Source organism: Aneurinibacillus tyrosinisolvens, from assembly GCF_001015055.1.
Classification (GTDB): Bacteria; Bacillota; Bacilli; order Aneurinibacillales; family Aneurinibacillaceae; genus Aneurinibacillus_A; species Aneurinibacillus_A tyrosinisolvens.
Genome location: NZ_BBWZ01000062.1, coordinates 1 through 19,088, shown reverse-complemented (window position 1 = coordinate 19,088; position 19,088 = coordinate 1). Strand labels below are relative to the sequence as shown.

18 protein-coding genes, 1 tRNA gene and 2 pseudogenes are annotated in these 19,088 nt (G+C 47.0%); 14 read left to right on the top strand and 7 right to left on the bottom strand.

Features of this window, described 5'->3' with window-relative positions; all coding sequences use genetic code 11:
- The first annotated feature begins 66 nt into the window (after positions 1–66).
- The 5 genes and pseudogenes from MBEAL2_RS26410 to MBEAL2_RS26390 all read left to right on the top strand — a co-directional run bounded on the left by MBEAL2_RS26410 (position 67) and on the right by MBEAL2_RS26390 (position 4,910).
- Positions 67–143: transfer RNA gene (locus MBEAL2_RS26410), tRNA-Ile, on the top strand.
- 250 nt (positions 144–393) lie between these two features.
- On the top strand, positions 394–1,515 hold the full coding sequence (gene hppD / locus MBEAL2_RS26405) for a 4-hydroxyphenylpyruvate dioxygenase (protein WP_047155201.1): 1,122 nt from the start codon (positions 394–396) through the stop codon (positions 1,513–1,515).
- A 99-nt stretch (positions 1,516–1,614) separates the two neighbouring features.
- Positions 1,615–2,789, top strand: a pseudogene (locus MBEAL2_RS26400) (homogentisate 1,2-dioxygenase).
- Positions 2,790–2,815: 26 nt separating this feature from the next.
- Complete coding sequence (locus tag MBEAL2_RS26395; RefSeq protein WP_047155200.1) at positions 2,816–4,576, top strand: aromatic amino acid hydroxylase; 1,761 nt, start codon at positions 2,816–2,818, stop codon at positions 4,574–4,576.
- Positions 4,577–4,616: 40 nt separating this feature from the next.
- The gene (locus tag MBEAL2_RS26390) at positions 4,617–4,910 is read left to right on the top strand and encodes a 4a-hydroxytetrahydrobiopterin dehydratase (RefSeq protein ID WP_047155199.1); all 294 of its coding nucleotides are present in this window, start codon (positions 4,617–4,619) and stop codon (positions 4,908–4,910) included.
- 73 nt (positions 4,911–4,983) lie between these two features.
- On the opposite strand, the gene MBEAL2_RS26385 is transcribed toward MBEAL2_RS26390, so the two are convergent.
- From MBEAL2_RS26385 to MBEAL2_RS26365, 5 genes are all read right to left on the bottom strand, one after another.
- Positions 4,984–5,745 (bottom strand): exonuclease domain-containing protein, encoded by a 762-nt coding sequence (locus MBEAL2_RS26385; protein WP_047155198.1) that lies wholly within the window; start codon positions 5,743–5,745, stop codon positions 4,984–4,986.
- Positions 5,742–6,845 carry a putative nucleotidyltransferase substrate binding domain-containing protein gene (locus MBEAL2_RS26380; RefSeq protein WP_047155197.1) on the bottom strand — a complete coding sequence of 368 codons (1,104 nt, stop codon included), beginning with the start codon at positions 6,843–6,845 and terminating at the stop codon, positions 5,742–5,744. Before MBEAL2_RS26380 ends, MBEAL2_RS26385 begins: the two co-directional genes overlap by 4 nt.
- Before the next feature lie 83 nt (positions 6,846–6,928).
- Positions 6,929–8,239, bottom strand: coding sequence for an ammonium transporter (locus tag MBEAL2_RS26375; RefSeq protein ID WP_047155196.1), 1,311 nt, complete (start codon positions 8,237–8,239; stop codon positions 6,929–6,931).
- A 243-nt stretch (positions 8,240–8,482) separates the two neighbouring features.
- On the bottom strand, positions 8,483–8,794 hold the full coding sequence (locus MBEAL2_RS26370; RefSeq protein WP_047155195.1) for a MerR family transcriptional regulator: 312 nt from the start codon (positions 8,792–8,794) through the stop codon (positions 8,483–8,485).
- A 106-nt stretch (positions 8,795–8,900) separates the two neighbouring features.
- Complete coding sequence (locus MBEAL2_RS26365) at positions 8,901–9,719, bottom strand: DUF2935 domain-containing protein (protein ID WP_047155194.1); 819 nt, start codon at positions 9,717–9,719, stop codon at positions 8,901–8,903.
- A gap of 159 nt (positions 9,720–9,878) precedes the next feature.
- Between MBEAL2_RS26365 and MBEAL2_RS26360 the strand changes: the two genes are divergently transcribed.
- Both MBEAL2_RS26360 and MBEAL2_RS26355 read left to right on the top strand, forming a co-directional pair.
- A complete protein-coding gene (locus tag MBEAL2_RS26360) occupies positions 9,879–10,700 on the top strand; it encodes an SPFH domain-containing protein (protein WP_047155193.1) in 822 nt (273 codons plus the stop codon).
- 3 nt (positions 10,701–10,703) lie between these two features.
- Positions 10,704–10,892 (top strand): type II toxin-antitoxin system antitoxin, encoded by a 189-nt coding sequence (locus MBEAL2_RS26355; protein ID WP_047155192.1) that lies wholly within the window; start codon positions 10,704–10,706, stop codon positions 10,890–10,892.
- A gap of 74 nt (positions 10,893–10,966) precedes the next feature.
- Here MBEAL2_RS26355 and MBEAL2_RS26350 read toward each other — a convergent pair whose 3' ends face one another.
- Positions 10,967–11,944 (bottom strand): DMT family transporter, encoded by a 978-nt coding sequence (locus tag MBEAL2_RS26350; protein WP_047155203.1) that lies wholly within the window; start codon positions 11,942–11,944, stop codon positions 10,967–10,969.
- A gap of 51 nt (positions 11,945–11,995) precedes the next feature.
- Here MBEAL2_RS26350 and MBEAL2_RS26345 point away from each other — a divergent pair, with 51 nt between their 5' ends.
- The gene (locus MBEAL2_RS26345; protein ID WP_236693027.1) at positions 11,996–13,237 is read left to right on the top strand and encodes a DEAD/DEAH box helicase; all 1,242 of its coding nucleotides are present in this window, start codon (positions 11,996–11,998) and stop codon (positions 13,235–13,237) included.
- Between the two features lie 31 nt (positions 13,238–13,268).
- On the opposite strand, the gene kapB is transcribed toward MBEAL2_RS26345, so the two are convergent.
- Complete coding sequence (gene kapB / locus MBEAL2_RS26340; protein ID WP_047155191.1) at positions 13,269–13,661, bottom strand: kinase-associated lipoprotein KapB; 393 nt, start codon at positions 13,659–13,661, stop codon at positions 13,269–13,271.
- Positions 13,662–13,999: 338 nt separating this feature from the next.
- Here kapB and MBEAL2_RS26335 point away from each other — a divergent pair, with 338 nt between their 5' ends.
- The 6 genes and pseudogenes from MBEAL2_RS26335 to MBEAL2_RS26315 all read left to right on the top strand — a co-directional run.
- A complete protein-coding gene (locus MBEAL2_RS26335; protein WP_047155190.1) occupies positions 14,000–15,556 on the top strand; it encodes a sensor histidine kinase in 1,557 nt (518 codons plus the stop codon).
- The gene (locus tag MBEAL2_RS26330) at positions 15,549–16,172 is read left to right on the top strand and encodes a response regulator (RefSeq protein ID WP_047155189.1); all 624 of its coding nucleotides are present in this window, start codon (positions 15,549–15,551) and stop codon (positions 16,170–16,172) included. Before MBEAL2_RS26335 ends, MBEAL2_RS26330 begins: the two co-directional genes overlap by 8 nt.
- Before the next feature lie 15 nt (positions 16,173–16,187).
- Positions 16,188–17,375, top strand: coding sequence for an HD-GYP domain-containing protein (locus MBEAL2_RS26325; protein WP_047155188.1), 1,188 nt, complete (start codon positions 16,188–16,190; stop codon positions 17,373–17,375).
- A 161-nt stretch (positions 17,376–17,536) separates the two neighbouring features.
- Positions 17,537–17,707: a hypothetical protein gene (locus MBEAL2_RS32085; RefSeq protein WP_161798305.1), complete on the top strand. Its 171-nt coding sequence runs from the start codon at positions 17,537–17,539 to the stop codon at positions 17,705–17,707.
- Between the two features lie 252 nt (positions 17,708–17,959).
- Positions 17,960–18,289 (top strand): hypothetical protein, encoded by a 330-nt coding sequence (locus tag MBEAL2_RS26320; RefSeq protein ID WP_047155187.1) that lies wholly within the window; start codon positions 17,960–17,962, stop codon positions 18,287–18,289.
- A gap of 83 nt (positions 18,290–18,372) precedes the next feature.
- Positions 18,373–19,088: pseudogene (locus MBEAL2_RS26315) on the top strand (hypothetical protein); the annotation flags it as partial.

The window sequence follows — 19,088 nt, the reverse complement described above, 5'->3', positions numbered from 1 at the left end:
ACTACGTCGACTGTGCTTCTTTGTTCAGATGAAATCAGTAGTATCTGCGCAAGACAGATGCTCCATGGGCCTATAGCTCAGTTGGTTAGAGCGCACGCCTGATAAGCGTGAGGTCGGCTGTTCGAGTCAGCCTAGGCCCACCATACATATACGAATTAACACCTTATTCTTAAACGAATAAGGTGTTTTTGTTTTTTACAAAAACACACCAATAGTTTCAAAGAAATCCATTATATAAAAGGTAGGAATCTTTAATGGTGTAAAGTTTGCGTGCGTTAATGTAAGCGTTTGCAAAAATAAAATAATCACTGTAATATTTTAATTAATAGGATAAATCGAACTGATTTATAAAAGTGTTTTACCTTACTTTTTAAAATAGCAGGAGGTATAGAAATGTCTAAAGAATTATTTGATGTGAAAAATCAGGTGAAAGAAGAAATCTTTCCTGTCCAGGATTTGCATCATGTTGAGTTATATGTAGGAAACGCCAAACAAGCCGCTTATTTCTATTGTAAAGCATATGGATTTAAAATCATTGGATACCAGGGGCTGGAAACCGGGTGCCGTGACCGCGTATCCTACGTTCTCGAACAGGGGGCGATCCGCTTTGTTGTTACAGGATCACTGCAAAATGACACGGACATTGCTGAATTTGTAAAGCTGCACGGTGAAGGGGCAAAAGATATCGCGTTAAAGGTATCCAACGTCGATGAAGCCTATCAAGGAGCAGTACAGCGGGGAGCGATTGTAATCAAGGAACCATGGACGGAAAGCGATGGGAACGGAATTGTAAAGAAGGCGATCGTAGGCACATATGGGGATACAATTCACACACTTATTGATAAAACGGACTACAAAGGGCCATTTCTTCCTGGCTACCAGGTGTCCGATTTTCAGGTTGATTCGACTGCGACAGGTCTTGTAGGTATCGACCATATCGTAGGCAACGTAGAGCGGATGGACGAATGGACGGAGTACTACGCTAAGGTTTTTGGATTCAACGTAATGAAGCATTTTGATGATGATGACATTTCAACTGAATACTCTGCCTTGATGTCCAAAGTAATGACCAACGGAACGGGCCGGATTAAGTTTCCGATTAATGAGCCTGCGGAAGGAAAGCGAAAATCGCAGATTCAGGAATACCTTGATTTTTACTATGGCCCAGGTGTTCAGCATCTGGCGCTGCTGACAAATGATATTATTTCAACAGTAAACGCTTTAAAGGCAAACGGAGTTGAGTTTCTGTGTACACCTGCGACCTATTACGAAGAACTTACGGATCGTGTCGGGAAAATTGATGAAGATTTGAAAAAGATCCAGGAATTAAATATTCTCGTCGACTGTGATGACGAAGGATATTTACTGCAGATCTTTACGAAGCCGGTTGTTGACCGTCCAACATTGTTTATCGAAATTATTCAGCGCAAAGGGGCTCTTGGTTTTGGGGATGGGAACTTTAAAGCGCTATTCGAATCAATTGAGCGGGAGCAGGAACGAAGAGGAAACATTTAAGCTTATAACTTGAAAAAGGCATAAAGATATCCTATAGAAACGAGAGGGGAAGTCAATTCCCTTCCCGTTTCTCTTGTTGATAGATGAGGAGGAAAACCAATGCCGCATTACGTCAAAATGGGGAGCATTCCGCATAAACGGCATACACAGTTTCGTAAGGAAAACGGAAGCCTTTACTATGAGCAGCTGATGGGGACAAAGGGCTTCTCCGGAATTCAGTCCCTTCTTTATCACATCAATCCGCCCACCCAGGTAAAGAAAGCGGTAAAGATAAAAGATATTTCCTATGAGTTTGAGGAACGCGATGCGTTACGCCATCGGCACTTTCTAACATGGGACACGGAGGCTGGCGGGAGCTTTCTGGAGGCCAGGAAAATTCTTATGGCAAACGATGACGTAGCCATCGGGATTGCCCGCCCTACCCTTCAGATGGAGTACTTCTATCGGAACGGGGAGGGGACGAGCTGTTGTATGTACACGAGGGAAAAGGAAGAATCGAAAGCATATTTGGAGAGCTTTCTTTCTACCCTGGTGACTACCTTGTTATCCCGATTGGAACTACGTACAGAGTGCTTCTGGAAACGAAAGAAGCCCGCTTTCTGGTCGTCGAATCAAATTCCGCTATTGTTCCCCCGAAGCGGTATCGGAACGAGCACGGCCAGCTCCTTGAACACTCCCCCTACTGTGAACGTGATTTTAGAACCCCTGAGAAGCTGGAACCAAAGAATGAGAAAGGGGAATATGAAGTGCGTGTACGGGCACAGGGCATGCTCACTTCGTATTTGTTCGATTTTCATCCGCTTGACGTGGTTGGGTGGGACGGATATTTATTTCCGTATGCGTTCAGCATTCATGATTTTGAACCGATTACGGGCAGGGTGCACCAGCCGCCGCCGGTTCATCAAACATTCGAGGCTCACAACTATGTTGTATGCTCGTTTGTACCCCGGCTGTTTGATTACCATCCCCAGGCGATCCCGGCGCCTTATGTACACAGCAATGTAGACAGCGATGAGGTACTTTATTATGCCGATGGAGATTTTATGAGCCGCCGAGGCATCAAAGAAGCATCCATTACTCTTCACCCGAGCGGGCTTGCGCATGGGCCTCACCCGGGAAAAATGGAAGAGAGCATCGGCAAGAAGGAAACAGGGGAACTCGCTGTCATGATCGACACGTTCCGGCCGTTAAAAGTGGTGAAACAGGCCTGTAAATATGAGGATCCGGACTATATGTACAGCTGGCTGCCGAAAAACGAAGGAAACAAGCATTGAAATAACAATTGGAAGGATGAAGTACCATGGTTAACATTCCTTCTCACCTGCGGGAGTTTGTTGTCAAGCAAGAGTACGAGAAGTACACACCGATTAACCAGGCGGTTTGGCGGTATGTCATGCGGCAAAACCGGGCTTTTCTGGGAGAGAAAGCACACAGTGCTTATATAGACGGCCTTTATTCTACGGGTATTGATGTAGAGGCGATTCCGCGCATCGAAACAATGAACGAGCGCCTCTCCAAATTCGGCTGGAGTGCGGTTACAATTGATGGGTTTCTTTCATCTGCTGCATTTATGGACTTCCAGGCGCACGGAATTTTACCCATCGCGACGGACATACGTACCCATGAGCATATCGCTTATACCCCGGCACCCGATATTCTCCATGAGGCGGCGGGGCATGCCCCTATCCTGAAGGATGAGAAGTATGCTTCGTACGTGAGAATGATTGGTGCGCTCGGAGCGAAGGCGATGTCAACAAAGGAAGATTATACGCTCTATGAAGCCATCCGCCTCCTTTCTATGGTTAAAGAAGACCCGGAAGCGATAAAAGAACAAATAGCCGAGGCGCAGGAACAGTTAAAGAAAGCACAGGCGGCGGTTACCGAAGTTTCGGAGATTCAGCTCGTTTCCCGCCTGTACTGGTGGACGGTTGAATACGGTCTTATAGGAGAGTTGGAGAAGCCGGAGATTTATGGAGCCGGTTTACTTTCTTCTGTAGGCGAAAGCAAACGGTGCCTGCAGCCTGACACAAAGAAAATCCCATTCTCGCTTAATGCTTGCGTTGAGGCAGGATATGACATTACGGACTACCAGCCGCAGCTGTTTGTTTGCCGGAACTTTGAAGAGCTAATAGAGGCGGTGAAAGAATTGGAAACCTGGCTTGTGTGTTCCAGGGGTGGGCTGGAAGGGCTTCTTATGGCCATAAAATCGGAAAATATTGCGACCGCCGTCTACCGTTCCGGGCTCCAGGTGACAGGCACAATTACACATTTGGAATATGGAGATAACGATGAAGTGATCTACCTGCAGCTGACCGGTCCTGCCGCGCTTGCTGTAGAGAATCGAGAGCTTGAAGGGCATGGTAAGTCGTACCATAAGGATGGGTTTGGTTCACCAATCGGAAAGCTGGAAGGGGAAGAAATTCCGCTTGAAGATTTCGCCGAGGAGCAGATGCATAAATGGAATCTGCATCAGGGAGAAAAAACATCCTTGCTGTTTGAATCCGGGATTCGCGTAACAGGTACCGTTTTATACGTTCGGCGCCACAACGGAAAAATCATTCTCATCGGCTTCGAGAATTGCACTGTCGTAACAGATGAGAAAACACTATTTCATCCGGAGTGGGGAACATACGATATGGCGGTTGGGGCGTCGATTGTGTCTGTATTTTCAGGGGCTGCGGACAAAGAAAAGTTTCTAGCCCATACCGATCGGAAATCGTCTGTTTCTAAGAAAAGGCCGCAATGGAACGACCGGGAGACAAAGCTTCATCATTTATATAAGTCGGTGAGAGAGGCAAGAGAGGGCAGGGTGGAGCGGGAAGATACGGAGCAAAGGCTTGCTGCAGTCGCACAAGCGCTTGACCGCGATTATCCGGAAGACTGGCTGTTAAGATTGGAATTGCTGGAGATTATGACGGAACGGGGAATCATGAAGGAGGAGAGCCTTCACCTGCGCCAGCAGTTAACGGCTCTTGCCGGCAATCCGGAGAACAGGGAGCTCATCGAGAATGGGCTTGCGCTGCTTTCGGCTGCACAATCAGTGGATAAGACGTCTGCTTAATCCTGAATAAAAGCAGCATGGAGAAACTGGAGGGAAATGAATGAAGCTAAGTGAGCAGGAAATTGAATTCCAGCTTTCTACGCTGCCGGGCTGGAAACGAAAAGATGAGAAATGGATCGAGAAGAAGTTTCGTTTCAAACAATTTCTCGAGGGCATTGCGTTCGTCAATCAGGTCGCTGACTTATCGGAACGATTAATCCATCACCCGATGATTGCCATTGACTACAAAATGGTAACCATGCGTCTAACGACGTGGAATGAAGGTGGGTTAACGGATCTGGATTTTGTTTCGGCCAGGGAAATTGATGGGCTGTACCAAAAGCAAAACACATGATAGAACCGGGTAAATAAGAAATCGGAGCTGTGCCTTCACGATGTACCCCTTGCAATGAGGCCGCAGCTCCTCCTTATCGGTTTGACATCCTCACATATAAGTCCTCCAGCGTATAGATCCTCTGTCGTTCACACTCTTCCAGAATGCAGTGCCAGACCAATTCTGTCATTTTAACATCGCCCAGCGCAGTATGCCTGTTCTTTATTTCGATGGAGAAGAAGGAGAGAACATCATCCAGGCTCCTGAATAGGTGCCCTGGCCAGAGAGCTTCCATTACTTTTCGTAACTCAATAAGCCGGTGTGACATCCCGGTTCGGTGGTGCTTCCAGAGAAAAGTATTGAGAAAGGCTAGATCATGGGCAATGTGGTAGCCGGCAATCATCCTGCCATTAATAAACTTTAACAAATCAGGCATAACTTCGTGCAGGGTGGGGGCCAAAGCAACCTCCTGCTGAGTGATGCCCGTCAATGCGGTAATGGATTCAGGAATCTGAATAGACGGTTTAACATAAGTGGAAAACACATCCGCTGTAACTTTACGGCAGGCGGTTTTCGCCGCTGCGATCGAGATGATCTCATCGCCGTGCTCGGGACGAAACCCGGTTGTTTCTGTATCGAGAATAACAACTTCCATATCGGCGAGTGAAATATCGAGCCCAAAGGGGTTCCTTTCTATGCTCTTTATCAAATCACGGATAAGTGCTGCATGATATAAATCCGAAGAAGCATTGGCTCCCCGGACAATAGGGAGATGCTCCCGGCTCAAACCAAGGGAGAGCATACGGGAAATAAACATTTTCCAATTGCCGGGTTGCTCCGGCCGTCTTCCATTCATCGCAGCACTCCTTTTGCTGAACCGTTATTAGGTGAAATGAATTCACGTTTTATTTTAGATTGAACTTGTTTTGCTGCCCTCATTGCTTTTTTTAGGTCCGTTAATTCCTGCTTTTTTAATTCGGTGAGGTAAATATGGTGGTCTAGCAGCTCCTTGTGCTTCTCCTGTGTAAGGTGGTGAGAAAGGCGTAAGCGGGCGACATAGGAAAAGGCCGATTTGAGCGTTTTTCCTTCTTGATCAGTCCATACCCCTTTCTCCTCCAGCCTCTTTATCCTTTCCAGAGTAGAGGTTTCTTCGATACTGTAAGCCAAAGCCCAAAAGCGTATGCTATTAACGAGTTGAATGTATATTCCATGCTTTATATCAAACATGCCGGAGTGCTCGCCCCAGCGTTCCGGTATAATTTGCCCCAATATATTTAGCGGAATGGGGTGGGCGATGGCATGTTCTGCAAAACGATGCAATAGAGAAGGCCGGCTCCGTACGAAGGAAGAGAAAAAGCCGCGCAATGTCCCGGCCAGCGTTCCGTCTCCGTAAAGAACCCGGAAATCTGAAAGGATTAAAAGAAAGCGGAGATCCTGCGCGGAGTGATTTTCTCCCCACCCTCTAATCATGAGTTCCCATTCGATTTCTGATTTGCACCACCGTGCGTTTGTCGCCATTACATTACCGGGGCAGAGAGGATAGCCAACCTGCTTAAGAGAGCAGACGCCGATTTCAGCAAAGCGCTTAACAAAAGCCTCTGCCTCTTGCGGATTCTGGCAGGGGGAACAGCGATAAATAATCCCGTTATCCTGATCGGTCCATGCTGTCTGTTCTTTTCTCCCGCCGCTTCCTGTAATAATCCAGCAATAGACCTCGGGAGGGGAGGTATAGCCCTCGTCTTTAACCGCCCTTTCTGCATACTGCAGTGCTTTTTGCATGAGCGCATCGTGGATGCGGTTCAAAAAAACGTAGATTTCATGAATATCCGGCTGGCTGTTACGTAAAACAGATTGGAGAAAATAAGGGAAAGACGAGTGAATTTTCTTCAGCTCGTTAAGCGATTTGGCCCCGGTAACCTCAGAAAGAAAAACTCCCCAGTGTTTATTGTCATTCATCCAGACACCTCTTTTATAGGGAAGGCCGGATAGGCATAAGCCCAGTCCGGCCTTCGTTTATCTGTTATATTTATATGCCGCTTTTAAACAGCTGACTGATGATTTTTGACAGGAGATTCTAAATGCTCAGGATAACCGTAAGCGCCATGTTCACTCATGTCAAGGCCTGCAATTTCCTCTTCAGGCGTTACCCGTAAGCCCATGGTGACTTTTAAAACATACAGGATGACGAAACTCACAATGGCTACGTATACCGCCGCGCCAAGGACACCGACGGTTTGCACCCACAGCTGATGCCAGCCGCCGCCGTAGAAGAGCCCTGCTTTCCCGATCGCAGTCTGTTCAACGAGGCGGGGAGAAGCGAAGAAGCCGGTAGATAACGTGCCCCAGATCCCGGCAATCCCATGAACAGAGAAGGCATAAATCGGGTCATCAATTCCTTTTCGTTCAAAGTAAAGCGAAGTAAAGAAGGTAATAATGCCCGCCACTGCGCCGATGACTACGGAGGCCCACGGCTCAACAAAGGCGCAGGCTGCGGTGATTGCTACAAGAGCTGCCAGTACACCGTTGAGCATACTTGTAATATCCGCTTTGCCAAGCACGATCCACGCGACAAGCATTGCGGCAATAGCGCCTGCGGCCGTTGCCAGGTTCGTTGTTAATGCCACATATCCGAAGAAGCCATCTTTTACTGTCATTGTAGAACCTGCATTAAACCCGAACCAGCCGATCCAGAGAACGAGGACGCCGATAACGGAATAGACCTGATTGTGCCCGGGAAGAAGATTCGGTTTTTTGTCTTTCGTAAACTTTCCGATACGAGGTCCGAGAAGCAGGGTAGCTACAAGTGCGGCAATCCCACCCTGCAGGTGAACAACGGTAGAGCCGGCAAAATCCTGCATTCCCATCTGGCCAAGCCAGCCGCCTCCCCATACCCAGTGCCCGATGACCGGATAAATAACGACAGTGAAAAGAGCGCCGAAAACAAAATACGCGGAAAGCTTTGCCCGCTCTGCGAACCCTCCCCATGCAATGGCAAGGGATACCGCGGCAAAAGAAAGCTGGAATAAGAACTTAAGCGTGAGGGGGACGTTTGCCCAGGAGAGGGAGGCAAATACTTTATCGACCTGGTCTTCCGGTACGTGAAGCATCCATCCTGTCAATCCAATAAAGCTGTTCCCTTCCCCAAATGTAACACCAAAACCGGCGAACCAGAAGCAAAGGCTGACGAGCGCGAAGCTAATCACTTGCTTACCGGCGATGTGGCCTGCATTCTTCATTCTCGTGGAGCCGGCCTCAAGGAGTGAAAATCCAATCTGCATAGAAATAACTAAAAGGGCCGCTAAAAAAACATAAAATGGGTCAATCATTGCTAAAATTCCCTCTAATTTCATTGTCCTCTCCCTCTCTTTTGTATAGGATAGTCACATTGTATAATGCCGGGAAATTATTTGTGTAAATCGTGTGAGATAATGTGACATAGAAATTTGCTTATACAAAAGAAGGCCACAATGCTCCGGGCATTGTGGCTAAGGGTGGAATTTATGAAGGAGAGATTAACACCAGGAGGTGATATATTCAGTATAACGACCGAGAAGTTTTTTAGTGAAAACGGGATATATTTTCTGACAAAGTTTTTATCGTTTCTTTGTCGGAAAGGCAGCATTGAGCTGGCCTTGAATCATCCTGTTTCTTACCTCGGCATCCTGGGTGCTCAGTTTTTTCTTCTCCAGTTTTCTTATTTCGGATGTTTGCATGCCATCCTCCATTTGATTTGCGATCGAGACTAGTTTTTCTACATCCATAAAGGAGAATTTTCTTGTTCCCCCGTTTGTGCGTTCGGGAAAAATCAGTCTGCGTTCTTCGTAATAGCGTATTTGCCTTTCTGACAAACCGGTCAGCTCACTTACAATGCCGATCGTAATTACTTTCTTTTCTTTGTAGGACAACTCCTCTCCCTCCTGTTTCCTGATGATTTCTACTAGTTTAACTATATCATGTATAGGAGAAAAAGTTACTATGTATGTTAGAAAATATCACATTAGCGCGAAGGTCCTACCTTTTGTTACTTACACGCGGTTTCGTGGGATCGCATGGAGGGACATTTGTTTCAGAAGCCTGTGCCAGTTTTGTTAGATAGTAGCATTCCTCCCGGGCCATATGATCAGGCATGAGAGGGGAGAGAGTGCCGAGCAGCTCGTGTGTGAGCTCCAGCTCTTCTATCTCATTTAGAAATTGTGTAAATAGCTGCATTTCTAGTGCGACTTCCCGATTAAAACGGGAAAGGGCAGGGAACTGCTGCAAATTCGTACGCATGTAACCGGCTAATTCTACTGCCTTTATATAAAGTTGTTCGAAGTGCTTGGTGAAGGCTTCGCTCCTCATCTTCACCGTTTTTTCCACCGGATCGGAGGAACTGTTGATGGAAGCGGCATGGCCGGCGGCATCAGGCAGCCACACCAGGTGATAATGAAGCGGATGGCATGCAGGAGGAAGATTTCCGGCAAGGAGGGAGCAGAGTATGCGAAGGTATTCCTCTACTTCGTTTACCATGTGATTAATGAAAGTAGGAGGCAGATTGATATTCATTTTGCCTTCCAGCTGCCGCCGCAGAATGGAGAGCTTAAACTCCCACAGTTGTTCGGCATAATGATAAACTTCCTGGTTTAGCGCCGCTACCTCAGTTTCAGATAAAGAACGCCGGGCGCGTGCCAGCAGGTCATCGAATATGAACAGAAAGGAATGGGCTTTCTGGATATCCCCTTCTTCTATAGGACCGAGGGTCATAAGAAGAAAACGGGCATGATCTCCTAGCACTTGCAGCCAAAAACGGTGTTCAAACAGAGCGCTTTCCACATAATTTTGATTTGGCATACGGTACCTCCCTTTTTCTCTACCTAACATATGAGCATGAGCCCAGCATGGTGAAAGAGGAAACTAGTTTACAATTTAATACAAAAATGATATCATAATGATATTGAAATGATATCGATATAGAGAGAGGGATTGTATGATGAATGAGAAAAAGCGTGGGTGTTGAATGGATTTATCGGCCTGGTTATTCTTGTAGCTATTGTTTTGGCAGGTCTTTACCTTATTGCTGTCACCGAGAATCCGATCGCGGGTGCACCTCTTATTTTTCTAGGGTTTATTGGGTTAAGCGGGGTTTTTATTGTGCAGCCGAATCAGGCGGTTCTGCTCGTTTTCTTCGGGCGTTACCTCGGTACGGTGCGGGGCAGCGGGTTATGGCTGGGTGTCCCTTTTACCTTTAGGCGCAAAGTATCGCTAAAGGTACGCAATTTCAACAGCAAAAAGCTGAAAGTAAATGATGTGCTCGGCAACCCGATTGAGATTGCAGCAGTGATTGTATTTAAAGTTGTTGATTCAGCTAAAGCATTGTTTGATGTAGATGATTACGAACAATTCGTAGAGATTCAGAGTGAAACGGCACTGCGGCACGTGGCCAGCCGTTATCCGTATGATAATTTTGACGAGGAAGGGTATTCACTGCGTGGGAATTCAGAGGAAGTAGCGAATGAACTGGCTCATGAATTGCAGTCCCGCCTGTCAGTAGCAGGAGTTGAAGTCATGGAAGCCCGCCTGACCCATCTGGCCTATTCTACAGAAATCGCAAGTGCTATGCTGCAGAGGCAGCAGGCGTCCGCTATCGTATCCGCAAGGCATCGGATCGTTGAAGGCGCGGTAGGCATGGTGCAGATGGCGATTAAGCAGCTGCAACAGGAAGGGTTTGAATTGGATGAAGAGCGGAAAGCAGCAATGATTAATAACCTGATGGTAGCCATCGTTTCGGAACGTTCAGCCCAGCCCGTCATTAATTCCGGCTCGCTTTACTAACAAATGGCCGAGAAGAAGAAATTTCTCCTCAGAATGGATCCTAAACTATATGAAATTATGGAGAGCTGGGCGGCTGACGAGTTTAGGAGTGTAAACACGCACATTGAATTTCTACTGAGAGAGTCGGCACGAAAAGCAGGGCGTCTTCCTTCGGGCAAGCGGGTTATCCCGGATGATAAAGAGCCGGAATAGGGCACACTCGTATAAATGGTGACAAAAAAAGCTGTTCCGGCGATTTCCGGAGCAGCTTTTTTGTTCGGGTAATGCTATGCAAAATGCTCTTCACGCGCATCATGGGATATGGCTTCACCTTTGTGCGAGATAAAGCTGTGCAGCACCATGCCGATAATAACAAGGAACATTCCTGCAAGCGACAGGGCGGAAGGAAGGGGGGCGGACAAGAGGACAAGCTCTCCTAGCACAGCGAAAATCACTTCCCCTGATTGAGTAGCTTCTACGGCAGCGAGTTTCTGCGCGTTTTCTTTTACGAGATCCGTAGCGGAGAAAAACAGAACCGTTGCGATAACACCGGAAGAAACGGCAACCATCACAGATTGCGTTGTTTGCCCTATGCCGGGCGGCCCTGCTGTAACTAGCTCATATGCAGATAGAAGCAGCCAGAGCGGCATACTTGCGAGCGTCATCCCAAGCACACGCTGATAAGCATCCAGGCGCCCTTCGCAAACTTCCATCATTTTGCGGTTGCCAAGCGGGTAGGCAAAGGCGGCGATAACAACGGGGACGATGCCGAAGACGATTTCAGAAGCGGACAGGTTTTTTGCCTGGGCGCCCTGCATGATTCCAACACCGGCCAGGATAATAAGAGACATGAGAAGCCCTTTGAGCGGGATTTTCTGCCGCACTTTCAATGGTCCGCCGGGTGCCTCAATTACGTCATAAAAAAACGGGACGAGCAGGGAACCCGCCACGATTGTAATCTGCCATGTGCCTGCGACCAGCCACCCCGGCCCGTATGCAGCGGCAAAACAAATCGGCGCATAAAAAAGGCCGAATCCGACAAAACTCCAGCTTATCCACGCCCATGGCCGCTGCCGCATCGCGAATAAGAGGGGAGACAGATTTCCTCGGTACATGACGATCACGAGAAGAAAAGGCACCATAAAAAAGTAGCGCAGAGAAGCGCTCCAAATCCAGCTTCCTCCGGATAATTCCATCGCCCTGTTCAGGATAAAAGTAAAGGCAAAAAAGAAAGAAGCCAGAATTCCAAGGATAATTGCACGCACTTTTATTCCTCCAACGTCTTTTTTTGTAATCATACATCAGAAAGAACCCCGGTGCATATAGATCTTTGTTGTTTCAGCCTGCTTCCTGTATTATGTACTTCAGGGCAGAAAGCGGGAGGCGCACAAGCCGGATCGCCTGCTGTAGATAAGCAGATAGGAGGCAAAGAAGGGATGCCGGGGACTTTTTCAGAAATAGGGATTCGCCAGGCCTTACTACATAAACTCGAAGAGGGCGGTATTACAGAACCGACCCCTGTCCAGCAGCAGGCCATTCCGGCTGTGCTGTCAGGCCGGGATGTCATTGCCCGGGCACAGACAGGAACGGGAAAAACGCTTGCGTTTATCCTGCCTATGATAGAAAAAATAGACATAAACCGCCAGGTTATCCAAGGATTAATCGTGGCTCCAACGCGGGAGCTGGCCTTGCAAATTACAGCGGAAACAGAGAGGCTGGCACCTGCAGCGGATGTGCATGTTCTGGCCGTATACGGAGGACAGGATGTACAGGCGCAAATGAAACGGCTGGAGGGTGCTGTACACATTGTAATCGGGACGCCGGGACGCTTGCTTGATCACCTGCGCCGTGGAACGATCGATTTGTCAGATGTGTCGATGCTTGTGCTTGATGAAGCGGATCAAATGCTTGATATGGGGTTCCTGGATGAAGTCAAACCTATTATCGAGCAAACCTCCAACGATCGACAAACCATGCTGTTTTCGGCCACGATGCCGGAGGAAATCCGGACGCTTTCCGCAAGATATATGCGGTCGCCGGAAGAAATCAGAATAGAGGGCAAGCGAATCATTCTCGACGAAATTGACCAGATTGTCGAAGAAACAACCGATCGGGGAAAACTCGACACATTATGCAGGCTGCTGAATGAATATCGTCCGCTTCTTTCGATGATTTTCTGCCGGACACAGCGAAGGACAAGCAAACTGAATGAATCATTGAAGCAGCGAGGGTACCTTTCCGAGGAACTGCATGGAGGGCTCTCTCAGGCAAAGCGGGAAGAAGTAATGAAGGATTTTCGTGAGGGAAGAATTCAACTGCTTGTAGCAACGGACGTGGCTGCAAGGGGACTTGATGTTGAAGGTGTTACCCATGTGTTTAATTATGATATTCCACATGATGTGGAAAGCTATATTCACCGTATCGGACGGACGGGCCGTGCCGGGGAAAGCGGCGTAGCGGTAACGCTTGTCGCACCGAAAGATCAGGGATTCCTGCGGATGATTGAGAAAGGAATCGGCCGGCCCATCGAGAAGCGGCAGCGGAAAAACAACAAGTGAAGGAAGGGAGAGCATTTCCCCCTTCTTTTTCTTATGCCCGTGCATATTCTTCTTTCAGTGTTTCCAATTCTTTCAGGGAGCGGCTGGCCCATTCTCCGGGCATGCTTTCCACTTTTTCTATTTCCGCTTCCACCGCCTGGAGCAGGGAGACACGGTATTCAGGAACTTCCCCTTCATACAGCTTAACTCCGGCAAGCGGTGCGGATGCCTTCTCCTGATAAGAAAGCGCCCGGCGCTGGTGGAAAATCGGCACCCCTGCTTCAAAGGGATGGTGAAGATCGCCCTGCGCCGGGTGCTTGACTACCGCAAGGATTTTAACGATAGCGACCCGGGGAGGGTATACTTCGACAATTTCTCCGATATATGTCCCCGATTTGTAGGATGCGGTCACTTTATCTCCGGCCGTAAATGTTTTTTCTTCCATAACTTTAGCCTCCTTTCTTACTTTATGTAATCATACTTCATTTTCAGCTTCTAATTGAAGAGGGAAACGAATAAAACAGAAACATCGGTAAAAAACAGCATGCATGTTTATTTATACTATATAGGTAGTAAATACCAGTTCACCCACCTTGAACCGTAATTACCATTAAAATAATAGTATAAATTACTCACTTAAACAATATTGTATAAGAACAATAGACTAACAATATGCATTTTTTCGATTTCGACAAAATGTCCCCGTTGTTAATGGGTTAGTACTATTATAGTATTTAAATTGTTAAAATAAGGTTAACAGGTGGAGGATCGTGAAGTTCCAGTATGAAACACATTTTACAGCACGTAAGACTTTACTTGTTTGCTTTTCGCTGGCTTGTTTTTCTCATTACGTTTTTGTTTTATATGAAAACCTTTACTGATGAGTATAAGTTACCCCTTTTTGTTGTCGCAATCAATGTCCTGTACACGTTCCTTCTGCTTTATCCGTTCCCCAAAAAGGGATGGGTTGCACTTATTACTTTTGATTTGTGTATTAATGCGTTCTTGCTTGCCCAAACGGGGGGATGGCACAGCCCTTTCCTCATTTATTCGTACACCAGTCTCTTCTGGGTTAATACGCACCGATGGGGGCGGATCATCTTCTTCGTTCCGCTTTTGTTTTTCTTATTATGTTATTTTCTTCCTCTCCTCCTGACGAATTACTACATACTTCCGGAGAGCCTATACTCCCAGAGCCAATTTCTTGTCCACCTCATTACTTACTTTAGTATTTATTTGCTTATCTATTATTGTTTTACAAGGCTGCAATCCTTCTACCGACACTGCATGATTGTTCTTTTCTTTATTAAAAAGCTTCCGGAGCAGGAAAACCTGCGTGATATTAGTCTGTTGGCCGAAAGGGTGGTCCGGCGCATTTTTGGTGTGGAACCTGTTTACTTATGCTGGTTTGACCAGCTTGATACGGGTGACGATTGGAAAAATGATTATTACTCAATGATGCTTATCGAAAATGGACACGCGAACGCCCCAAAACCAGCGATGATTACGTTTACTGATTATGCAGGCGGGAAGAGAAAAGCATTCCTGTTTCCTTTGCACCGAAACGCAAAAAACCAGGGAGCGTTTCTGCTTTTAAGTGCAGAAAATTCTCCCACGCGTTACTCATACGGGTATCTCCACCTCCTTGGCCACGTCATTCTTAATCACAAAAGGCAGCTAAGGCTTAAGCAGGAAATGGCGAAAGCGATGGATATAGAGGTCCGAAAAAAAATGGCGCAGGATATGCACGATGGGCTTGCCCAGCAGCTTTTTTTCCTTTCCGCCCAGCTCTTTCGGATTAAACAGGAAATAGGCGGTGCGATGACAGAACAGTTGAGCGCTTCCATTGAACGAATGGAGAGCCAGGTCAAGAACTGTCACCTCGAAGTGAGAGACTACATTAGCCATTTGCGTGACGACAGAGAATCCTACCACATTTTTGACGCTGTACATAAGCTGCTGCAGCGAATTATGAACGGAAGCCAGGTGAAAGTGGAATATATAACCCGGGGTCATGTCGGGGAAGAGAGTCTTCTGGTGGAAGAGACGATTTACCGTATTGTAGAGGAGGCTGCATATAACGTCCTAAAACACGCAAGGGCAAGCCAATTGGAAGTAACACTTGATGCTACAGCTGTCCAGTGGATGATAAAAATCAAAGATAACGGGAAAGGATTACCCTCAGAAGTTACAGGGAAGAAGCCAGATAGTTTTGGGATCGTAGGGATGAAAGAAAGAGCCAAGCGATTGGGAGGGACAGTAGACGTCCGTTCAAAGCCGGGTGCCGGAACAGAAACAATTGCCATTATACCAAGGGGGAGAGTGGGGATGTATGTCTGAGTTTAGACTAGTGTTAGCCGACGATCACCGAATTGTACGCGAAGGGCTCAAAATGATATTGGAAAGTTCGCCCCGGTACACGATTGCAGCTGAGGCAACGAATGGGGATGAGCTTGTTGCCATGGCGCTGCAATCCAAACCGGATCTTATCATTTCAGATTTGAAAATGCCGGGAGCCTCGGTTATTGAGAGCAGCAAAAAGCTAAAGGAGGCCTTGCCGGATGTAAAAATTATTATTCTAACGGCATTTGATGAAAGTGAAGACATATACAAAGCGCTGGATGCGGGAATTGACGGATATATCATGAAAGACACACTCCCTGAGCAAATTCTTACAACAATAGAAATGGTGCTCATGGGGTATTCCTGCTTCCAGCCTAAACTGGATAAGAAGAAAGAAGAGGAGATGTCGCTGTCGCTGACGGAACGTGAACGGGAGATTTTCCAGCTTATTATTGATAATTTAAGCAACGCAGAAATTGCGCAAAAGCTGTTTATTTCGGAGGCCACGGTCAAAACGCATGTGAGCAATATTTTACGGAAAACCGGCCAGCCCAATCGTTCACAGGCCGTTCTCTATGCGTTGAAAAAAGGGTATATGAAGGTTTTGTCTTAGAGAGGGGAAAAGAGAATGCAAGTCAGAATGGACAGAGAAAGTGCAGACATTTCGATAAGACTGGGGAACCGACTTATCCTGTGGATGTCGCTGCTAATCAGTCTGCAATTTTTTGTCGAGCTGGCGCGGTGGGCTGTAAACCAAACAAATTACTCCGTTGTCTCTGTTCTTTCATTTGGTGTATGCGTGCTGATTCACTGGGTGTTCTATCTATTGCATCGCTCCAGTCTGTTTCAGTATATGTTTTCCGAACACGTGACTGCGTTCTGTTGTTTTTCTCTATTTATTTTCGTTGCTGTTTATAACCCGCTGGACTATTCTCAACTTTCCCTTGTTTTTCTTTTATACCCGATTATTATTAGTTTGCTTGACAACAAAAAGGTATTCTTCCTGTGGAGTTTCCTATCGTACGGCGTGTATAGCTTTTTTAGTTTTTTTACTTTGCTTAGCTCAGCCGCAGCTTTGCCTGCCGGGGGCATGGCAAATTGGTTAGTAAGCCAGGCTTTTGATATTCTTGGCAGCTTTGCGGCTTCGCTCGTCATTCTGACCCATATTTCAACCATAAAGAATGGCTATTTGGAGAAAAATAAGGAGAAGAAAAAGGCTCATATTGTGAATATGCTTTATGCGCTTGTTCCGATCGTTGAGCGCAAGTCCCAGCGAACAAGCAAGGAGATTGAGCAGATGAGCCTGCTGATGAAACGAATCATGAAGCAATTTCCTGAAGAAGATGTACAGGATTGGGAAATTCAGCTTATTTCCCTCGTCCATTATGTCAGCCGGATTAAATGGCCTGATTACGTATTCGAAAAACAGGAGAAGCTCACGAATTATGAGTATAAAGTTGTGCAGGAACACTGCTTTATCGGGCAGGAACTTCTGATGGGCTACCCGTCGCTTGAGCGTGTCATCGAGGCGATCGTCTGGCACCATGAGCGGTTTGACGGGTCAGGATATCCTCACCAGTTAAAGGGGAGTGCAATCCCGCATCCGGCTCAGATTCTCGGAATTGCAGAAAGCTTCGTCGCAATGACGACGCCTAGAGTCTATCGAAACGCTTTGACACCGGAAGAAGCGCTCATGGAACTACGGTCCATGGCCGGAACCGCATACGATAAAAGAATGGTGGATGCATTGGAAAAAGCAGTCCAATTACAACCGTATGCATGGGTGAGAGAGAAAACGGCCCATCTGGTAGGATAAATAGCGGGGCCAGGACTTTGCCTCACCGGGCGGAGTTTTTTCCTTTAGGATGAGGAAGGAAATCATGCTGAAAGTGGATGTAAAATCGAACCGTCTGCCGATATATAGCATTCCTTTTTTCCTGTTATTATAGAGCAATCAGAATGGGTGGGGGCGGGTACATGTTCCGGAAGAAATGTGATCGATGCCAGAAGTATTCATACAGCAGCAATGCGTTCGGGAAGTGGGAATGTCCGTATTGCTTTAAGGATATCAGCCATGTAAAGGAAGAGGATCCGATTAATAAAGTGATTTTCAGCCCCAGATTCAAAGGGGAAAAAGCGAAAGAATGAGAGTTCCGCCTTCGGGTGGGGCTCTTTTTTTGTGTGCGCCCGGCATGAATGGGACCCCTACTTCAGGATGAGATCCATATCATCTTTCGGTGCCTCTGAGAATCAACCTTACAGCATAGCGGATTCATCCTGCTCCCCGATATGGGGAAAATGACCCAGGAGGTAAGATAGGAAATGTAAAGAGCAGCGAGATACAAACATGAAAACGAAAGTTGCTCAGGGGGTAAAAGAATTACTAAACGGGGGAGTTTCATGCGACAGACTCGTTCTTCCAGGTACCGAAAGCTGAGACAGCGCAGAAGACTTTATAAAGTAATGAGTCTCCTGGCCATAACAACGCTCGGTGCTTCGCAAATTACACCATCTACTTATGCGCTTTTTAATGATGTTCAGAGTATAGACGGCTCCATATCCGCTGCTTTCGTTTTTCCCAAAACGATTCAAGGCATGGTAGACAGCATAAGGCAAGCCAGTGAGCAGAATGCTGCTTTGTATAAGACAGCGGGTGAGCTGCTTGATAAATGTAAGATGGCTGGAAGCCTGAAGAAGCACAGGGTTTTGCCGAGCAAATCAAGGAGATAGCAAAGCAGGCAAAACAAATAAAGGAAAATGCGGCTCCGACTGTAGCCGAATTGCTGGCATACATAGAAACAGCAAACAATGATGTGAAAATTGCAGGGGAGAAGGTTGATGCTGTAAAACCGCAGCTGTCTACAGCGAAAGCAGAATTGCAGGAAAAAGAAGACACTGGGAACTCCTCTCAAAATAAAGCGAACAGCCTATTCGTTAAAATGCTTGGTTCAGAAGATGAAGCAAAACAACTGGAGGAAAACCTCCAGGTTTCACAGGGAATCGTAAATGAGCTTCGCACTAAATTGTCAGAAGTTCAATCTAAATTGACACAGACTGAAGATACGCTCCGTACCGCTAAGGAAGTGCAAACATATGTAGAGAAAGGGCACGAGGATGCAGCAAAGTACCTGGAAGCGGCAGAGAAGTATGGGATAGACATTGAAAAGCTTGTAGAGGAAGCAAATCGTACTGTCATTGATAAACAAAACATACAGCAGATCTCCGGCGGCTCAGGAGGCGGCAGTGCACCGGCACAGCCTGGCTCATCCGGGGGTGGGGGTGGAAGTACGCCGAACGATAATGTTTCTGCACCACCAGCCGGAGCGGGTGGAAGCCCGGCTAGTCCAGCTCCGACACCGGCAAATGGAGAGGGTGAAAAAACGGGCAATAATCCACCTGCATCATCTACTGAAAGCAGTGGAAGTCCTGCCGGCAATCCTTCTTCACCGGATAGTGGAAGTAGCGGTGGTTCGAGCGGCACTGGTTCCTCACCAAGTGGCGGAGATAACGGCAAATCGAGCGATAGTAA